This is a genomic window from Micromonospora sp. NPDC049301 (genome assembly GCF_040678715.1).
Classification (GTDB): domain Bacteria; phylum Actinomycetota; class Actinomycetes; order Mycobacteriales; family Micromonosporaceae; genus Micromonospora.
The window spans coordinates 684,010-691,140 of sequence record NZ_JBFAQO010000003.1 but is presented as its reverse complement, the minus strand read 5'-3'; the positions used below and the strand labels follow the sequence as shown (position 1 = coordinate 691,140).

The 7,131-nt window shown below is 74.4% G+C and carries 7 protein-coding genes; 3 read left to right on the top strand and 4 right to left on the bottom strand.

Annotated elements, in window-relative coordinates:
- The 3 genes from AB0K07_RS13050 to AB0K07_RS13040 form a co-directional block, all read left to right on the top strand.
- Positions 1 to 369 (top strand): C39 family peptidase (locus AB0K07_RS13050; RefSeq protein ID WP_363754231.1); only part of this gene is annotated, 369 nt, incomplete at its 5' end.
- Between the two features lie 246 nt (positions 370 to 615).
- Positions 616 to 1,509, top strand: coding sequence for a DUF1996 domain-containing protein (locus AB0K07_RS13045; protein WP_363754228.1), 894 nt, complete (start codon positions 616 to 618; stop codon positions 1,507 to 1,509).
- Positions 1,510 to 1,578: 69 nt separating this feature from the next.
- A complete protein-coding gene (locus AB0K07_RS13040; RefSeq protein ID WP_363754225.1) occupies positions 1,579 to 2,226 on the top strand; it encodes a DUF305 domain-containing protein in 648 nt (215 codons plus the stop codon).
- Here AB0K07_RS13040 and AB0K07_RS13035 read toward each other — a convergent pair.
- The 4 genes from AB0K07_RS13035 to AB0K07_RS13020 are packed head-to-tail and all read right to left on the bottom strand — an operon-like array spanning position 2,214 to position 7,112.
- Positions 2,214 to 3,035: a CoA ester lyase gene (locus AB0K07_RS13035; protein WP_363754222.1), complete on the bottom strand. Its 822-nt coding sequence runs from the start codon at positions 3,033 to 3,035 to the stop codon at positions 2,214 to 2,216. The two genes, AB0K07_RS13040 and AB0K07_RS13035, sit on opposite strands and share 13 nt — an antisense overlap.
- Positions 3,035 to 4,222: a CoA transferase gene (locus AB0K07_RS13030; RefSeq protein ID WP_363754219.1), complete on the bottom strand. Its 1,188-nt coding sequence runs from the start codon at positions 4,220 to 4,222 to the stop codon at positions 3,035 to 3,037. The genes AB0K07_RS13035 and AB0K07_RS13030 overlap by 1 nt, the downstream gene beginning before the upstream one ends.
- Positions 4,219 to 6,177, bottom strand: coding sequence for an SUMF1/EgtB/PvdO family nonheme iron enzyme (locus AB0K07_RS13025; RefSeq protein WP_363754216.1), 1,959 nt, complete (start codon positions 6,175 to 6,177; stop codon positions 4,219 to 4,221). The genes AB0K07_RS13030 and AB0K07_RS13025 overlap by 4 nt, the downstream gene beginning before the upstream one ends.
- Complete coding sequence (locus AB0K07_RS13020) at positions 6,174 to 7,112, bottom strand: ribokinase (RefSeq protein WP_363754213.1); 939 nt, start codon at positions 7,110 to 7,112, stop codon at positions 6,174 to 6,176. The genes AB0K07_RS13025 and AB0K07_RS13020 overlap by 4 nt, the downstream gene beginning before the upstream one ends.
- Between the last annotated feature and the right edge of the window lie 19 nt (positions 7,113 to 7,131).

Sequence of the window (7,131 nt, the reverse complement as noted above, 5' to 3'; positions counted from 1 at the left end):
GGCACGAACTCCATCAACGACATCACCCCCGTGCTGAACAAGGAAACCGGTAAGAGCGACGCCTACCACTCCGTCGAGATCAGCTCCCCGAGCGCGAACCGCAAGCAGACCCACAAGCTGCGCGCCGACGTCGTGCGCACCATCGACGACGGCCGGGCCGTGGTCGCGAACATCGCCGGCACCACCACCGACACCGACGGTGGGGTGCACTCCTTCGAGGGCGGGCACTACATCAGCGTCGTGGGCTACCGCGACGGCGGCAAGGTGGTGAAGATCGCCGACTCCGCCGACCCGAACACCGCCTCCTACGAGGTCACCGTCGGGCACCTCGCCGACTGGATCGCCACCCGCGGCTACGCCACCAGCTGAGGCCGCACCGACAGAGTCCAGAAGGGCCGGACCCCACAGGGGTCCGGCCCTTCTGCGGTCGTCATTCCCACCAACTGCGGCACGTATTGACAACCGTCGACTTCGGGGTGAGGCTGGGGATGTGAGAGCGCTCTCTCGCACCCGGGCTCAACAGACCACCACCAGTCTGGCCAGGGCAAACTCCGATGTCTTCGGCGGCGGCGCCGGAGCTGTCCCTGACCCGTCCCCCCCGACAGGAGTCACGAGATGGACAGGGCCGCACCCCTCTCCGGTATCCACCGCCGGCTGCGCCTCGCCACGGCGATCGGCGCCCTGCTGGTGCTACTCGGCACGTACATGGTTTCCACCACGGGCCGGGCCGACGCCGCCCCGGGCGTCAACGTCATCCGGGTCGCGGAGTTCCCCGCCGACTGCACGTACAGCCACCGGCTGCCGGACGACCCCATCGTCTTCCCCGGGCTGCCCGGGGCCTCGCACATGCACAGCTTCTTCGGCAGCACGGTGACGAACGCCCACACCACGCTGCCCGACCTGGTCAACTCCCCGACCACCTGCAACCCGCGCACGGACGTCTCGTCGTACTGGGTGCCGACCCTGTACAACAACAACGTGCCGGTCGAGCCGGCCATCTCCACGTTCTACTACCTGGGTGAGGGCGTACGCGCCGACGTCGTCGCGGCCACCCAGCCCATCCCGCAGGGACTGCGGATCGTGGCGGGCAACGCCAAGGCGACCGGGCCGAACGAGAGCATCGCCCGTTGGTCCTGCCTGCACGCGGGGCAGGTGCCGCCGTCGAAGAACTTCGTCACCTGCCCGGCCGGGACGATGCTGGAGTCGTACCTGGACTTCCCGCAGTGCTGGAACGGCCGCGACCTGGATTCGCCCGACCACAAGAGCCACATGGCGTACCCGGTGAACCAGGCGTGCCCGGCGACGCACCCCGTGCACGTGCCGAAGCTGCGGCAGGTGCTGCGGTACCCGGTCAACGGCAACCCGGCGCAGTTCCGGCTGGCCTCCGGTCCGGGCTACACCATGCACGGCGACTTCTTCAACGCCTGGCCAGTGGCGGAGATGGCACGCCGCGTCCAGGACTGCATCCGTCCCGTCATCAAGTGTGGGCACGACGGCCGTCCGATCTGAGGCGACACGTTCAACCCGAGGGCGGGCCCGATCACGCGGGCCCGCCCACCCGGGCGGAAAGGAGGACGGATGCGGGCCCTCGTCGCCGCGCCGCCCACTCTGCTCATTGCCGTTCTGCTCGTCGCCGGCTGCGCTGGCGGGTCACCGAACGCCGCCGGCACCACCGCGCCGTCCGCGACGGCCCCGACGGCGGTCGCACCGCCGAGCGCGGTGCCAGCCACGGGTACGGCCGGACCGTTCAGTCCGACCGACATCGCGTGGCTCCAGCTGACGGTGGCGATGGCCGAACGGGTGCTGCCGGTGCTCGACCTGGTGCCGGCGCGGACCACCGACCCGGCGTGGCGGCGACTGGCCGCCCAGGTGGAGGCCACCCACCGCGCCGACCTGGACCGGTCTCGCCGGTTGCTGGCCGAGGCCGGTGCGCCGGCCACCAACCCGCACGAGGGCCACGACATGCCGGGCATGGTCACGGCCGAGGAGTTGGCGGCGCTGCGGGCGGCCGACGGGAAGCCGTTCGATCGGCTGGTCGCCCAGCACCTGCGCGCGCACCTGGAGCAGGCGGTCCGGATCGCCGCCGCGGAGCAGCGGGGCGGCGTCCAGCCGGCGACCACCGCGTTGGCCGCCGCCGTGGTCCGGGGCGGCACCGCCAACCTCGCGCGGCTCGACCGGCTCGACGCCCCGCGAGCCGCCGGGCGGCGGGCGGGTCAGGCGGCGTAGCGGGCGGCCAGGTCCACGGTGCGCTGGGCGGCGGCGACCATCGCCCGGTCGGCGAAGCGGCCGTCGGGCAGCACCACGGTCCCCGAATCCCGTCGGTGCGCGTCGGCCACGGCGGCCAGCAGCTCCGCGGCACGGGCCACCTCCGGATCGGCCGGCCGGAACGCCTCGACGATCACCGGCAACTGGCGCGGGTGGATCGCCGCACGACCGAGGAAGCCGAGCCGCCGACCGACCGCACAGGAGGCGGCCAGACCGGCGGCGTCGGCGACGTCGGCGTACACCGACATCGCCGGCGGGACCAGGCCGGCGGCGCGGGCCGCCACCACCACCCGGCCGCGCGCCCACAGCAGGCCGTCGTCGTCGCTCACCCCGAGGTCCGAGCGGAGGTCGGCCTCGCCGAGCCCGATCGAGGCCACCGCCGGGTGGGCGGACGCGATCGGGTACGCGGCCTCCAGCCCGAGCGCCGACTCGATGAGCGGGTGCAGCGGCACGTCCACCCGGTCGGCGAGCGCCCCCACCGTCGCGGCCGACTCCACCTTCGGCAGCCGCAGCCCGGCCAGCCCCGGCCGACCAACCACCGCGGCCAGGTCGGCGTCGACGTCCGGACCGGTCAGCTCGTTGACCCGGACCTGCACCGGCACCGGGTGCGCGTCGGCGAGGAACTCGGCGACCGCCCCCCGGGCGTACGCCTTGCGTCCGGCGACGACGGCGTCCTCCAGGTCGAGGATGACCGCGTCGGCGCCCGAGGCGACCGCCTTGGCGAACCGGTCCGGGCGGTCGCCGGGCACGTAGAGCCAGCTGAGCAGCATCAGAGGACTCCCCGCTCGCGCAGCGCGGCCAGCTCCTCGGCGCTCAGGCCGAGCGCGCCGAAGACCGCGTCGGTGTCCTGGCCGTGCCGCCGGCCGGCGTGCCGGATCTCCCCGGGGGTGTCGACGAGCCGGAACGGCACGTTCTGCATCCGCACCGCGCCCAACTCCTCGTCCGGCACGGTGCGCACGGTGCCCAGCGCGGCGTACTGCGGGTCGGCGAGGATGTCCCGTACGTCGTAGACCGGCGCGACCGCGGCCTGCGCCTCCTCGAACGCGGCCACCACCTCGTCGCGGTCCCGCTTCGCCACCCAGGCGCTCACGGCCGCGTCCAACTCGTCGGCGTGCGCGGCCCGGCCGCTGCCGGTGGCGAACCACGGCTCGTCGATCAGCTCGGGTCGGCCGACCAGCCGCAGCACCCGCTCGGCGATGCTCTGGGCACTGGTGGAGACGGCCACCCAGCGCCCGTCCGCGCACCGGTACGTGTTGCGCGGGGCGTTGTTGTTCGACCGGTTGCCCAGCCGGGGCTGGATGTAGCCGAGCTGGTCGTACCAGGTGACCTGCGGGCCGAGCATCGCCATGATCGGCTCGATGATGGCGAGGTCGACCACCTGCCCGGCGCCGGTGGCGTCCCGGGCCCGCAGGGCCAGCATCACCGCGTACGCGGCGGCGAGCGCGGTCACCGAGTCGGCCAGCCCGAACGGCGGCAGGGTCGGTGGGCCGTCCGGTTCCCCGGTGGCCGCGGCGAAGCCGCTCATCGCCTCGGCGAGGGTGCCGAAGCCGGGCCGGCGGGCGTACGGGCCGACCTGCCCGAACCCGCTGATCCGGGCGATCACCAGCCGGGGGTTGACGGCGTGCAGCTCGGCCGGGCCGAGCCCCCACCGCTCCAGCGTGCCCGGGCGGAAGTTCTCCACCAGCACGTCGGCGTCGGCGAGCAGCCGGCGCAGCAGCGCGGCGCCGTCCGGATCGGAGAGGTTGAGGGTGACCGTCCGCTTGTTGCGGCCGAGCACCTTCCACCACAGCCCGACGCCGTCGCGGGCCGGGCCGTGCCCCCGCGACGGGTCCGGCTTGGTCGGGTGCTCCACCTTGACCACGTCGGCGCCGAAGTCACCGAGGAACGCGGCGGCGAGCGGCCCGGCGAAGAGGGTGGCCAGGTCGACGACCTTGATCCCGTCCAGCGGCGCGGTCACCGGGCCTCCTCCGGGTCGGGCAGCAGGTCCGCCGCGCAGCGGAAGCCGACCTGGTCGGATCGGGTGAGCCCGGCGCCGGTCAGCAGCAGCTTCACCGAGACGTCCGCCGGCTGCGGGCCGCCGTCGAGGTACCAGTCGGAGCCGTCCGCCCGGTGGCCCGCGCCGCCCTTGACGATGACGAAACGGGTACGCCCGTCGGAGTGCTCGCTCTCGGTCAGGTTCCACACCAGCGGTTCCCGGCGGACGAGCAGTCCCGCCTCGGCGGCCACCTGCCACTCGTCCTCGGTGGGCAGCCGCAGCCCGGCCCACGTCGCGTACGCCCGGGCGTCGGCCAGCTCCACACCGGTCACCGGGGCGTTGGCCGGGCCCTGCCCCGCGGTGAACCGCTCGGGGCGCACCGGCCGGTAGCCGGTGGCCCGCAGGAAGTCGGCGTACTCCCCGTGGGTGACCTCGTGGGTGGCGATGGCGAACCGACCGAGCCGGACGTTGCGCCGCAGCGTCCCGGTGTGGTGCAACCGGGGCGGCAGCGGCTTCCACTCGTCGACGTAGGGCGCCTCGCCGTACAGCCCGGTCTCCCGTACCCGGTGCCGGACCACCAGGTCCCGGCGGCCGGCCCCGATGGCTGCCATCCCCGGTGGCAGCTGCGGCCGGGGCGCCCACGGGGTCCGGGCGCGCACCGCGGCGCGGGCCGGGAAGGACGGGTCGCCGGTGGGTGGCTCGTACCGCTGGACGGCGGCGTCGGTCACCACCACGGCGGCGATGGCGCCGGCCGGCAGCGGGCCGCCCACCGCCAGCCGGCCGTCGGCGGTCTCGGTGATGCTCAGCTCGGCGCCGGTGACCAGGTCGACGAAGCGTCGGCCGGCCCGGGTGTCGGTGACCAGCCACGGTCCGTCGTGGTCCGCGCCCCGGTTCACCACCGTCCACAGTGGCTCGTCGTCGTGCGTCCAGCGTGACGCGTACACCTGGCCCGTGCCGGGATGGTCGGCGAGCGGGACCCAGTCCTCGGCGCGCAACCACGCGGCGTGGCTGGTCTGCACCCGCCGCATCGCCCGCAGCACCGCCCGGTCCCGGTCGTTCCAGCCGACCCAGACGCCGAAGACGCTCTCCCACACCAGCACCCCGACGCCGTTGAGCCAGGCGGAGTGCAACTCGTCGAGATGGTCGCGGTGCCAGCGGCGGGTGTGGTGCAGCACGTGCCGCCGCTCGAACCATTTCGCCCGCAGCACGCCGGGGACCTCGGAGTCGGCGAACCACTGCGCCCAGGACATCGCGTGGTCGGCGATCCGTGCCAGCGGGACGCGGCTCTCGCCTTCGAGGACCATGCCGGGACGGACGGCGTCCAGCGCCGCGCGCAGCTCGCCGGCGCCCTCCTTGAGGGTGTCCAGGAAGACCCCGTCGACGCCGAGCTTGCCGGCCAGGGCCGCCACCTCCTCGGCGTCACTGCCCGGCTCGCGGCGCGTCCCGGTGTCCCACGGGTTGTAGTCGATGAAGACCCGCACCCCGCGTTCCTGGAACGCCCGCACCACCTCGGGCAGCTCCGGCACGTCCCGGTACCAGTCGAACTGGTTGCGGTCGTCCAGGCCGATGACCGGGTACGCGTGCCAGAGCACCACCCCGTCGAAGCCTCCGAAGTCCCGCCCGGCCGCGTCGAGGAACTCGTCGACGGTGAAGACGCCGCGCTCGTGGTCGTAGAGCGCCTCGTCCCACAGCCACGCGAGGCAGACGTTGAAGCAGTCGCCGGCGATCTCGTCGTAGTGCGCGCCGGTGTAGCCGAGCCGTGCCCGGGCGTCGGCCCGCCAGCGGGTGAGCTGCTCCCGCCACGCCGGCCAGTCGGCCGGGTCGGCGGGTGCGGCGAAGATCTTCGCCTCGTCCAGCGTGGTCAGGTCCGTGTGCCCGCCGAGCGGCACCTCCGTCGGCCGGTCGATGGGGCGCGGGACGTACGGGTTGAAGCTCACGGGGCACCTCGGTATGTCGCGTCGTAGAGGGCGTCGATGGCGGCCCGCTCGGGCAGCGCGGTGGAGGCGCCGGGCCGCTGGGCGCAGGCCGCGCCGGCGGCGCACGCCCAGCGCAGGCTCTCCGTGACGGTGTCGTCGCTGATGGCGCCGGCCCGCTCGGCCCAGCCCACGGCGAACGCGCCGGTGAAGGCGTCTCCGGCGGCGGTGGTGTCCACGGCGTCGATGCGCGGGGCCGGGACCTCCAGGCGCAGACCGTCCCGGTCGGCGTACGCGGCACCGCGCGCGCCGAGGGTCAGCACCGCCCGGGGCACCAGCTCCAGCAGGGCGTCCAGCAGCGCCGGCGGGTCGTCGGAGAAGACCCCGGCCACGACGGCCGCCTCGTGTTCGTTGACCACCAGCACGTCGACCAGGTCGAGCAGCTCGGTCGGCAGCACCGCGGCCGGCGCGGCGTTCAACACGACGGTGGTGCCCTCCGCCCGCGCCCAGTCCGCCGCCCGCAGGACCGCGGCCAACGGCACCTCCAGCTGAAGGAGCAGCACGTCCGCCGCGGCGATTGTCGCCCGGTCGTCGGCGTCCAGCTCGGTCAACGTGCCGTTGGCGCCGGGCGCGACCACGATGAAGTTCTCCGCGCCCCGGTCGACGGCGATCAACGCGACGCCGGAGGGACCGGCGACGGTCCGCAGGCCGCGAACGTCCACGCCCGCGCCGACCAGGCTCGCCCGCATCTGCGCACCGAACCCGTCGTCGCCGACCGCGCCCACGAAGTCGCAGGCGGCACCGGCCCGGGCGGCGGCCACCGCCTGGTTGGCGCCCTTGCCACCGGGCACGGTCCGGAAGTTCTCGCCGAGCACCGTCTCGCCGGGGCGGGGCAGCCGCGACGCCGTCACCACCAGGTCGAGGTTGCTGCTGCCCACCACCGCCACGCGCGCGCTCATGCCGTGCTCCTTTCCGTCC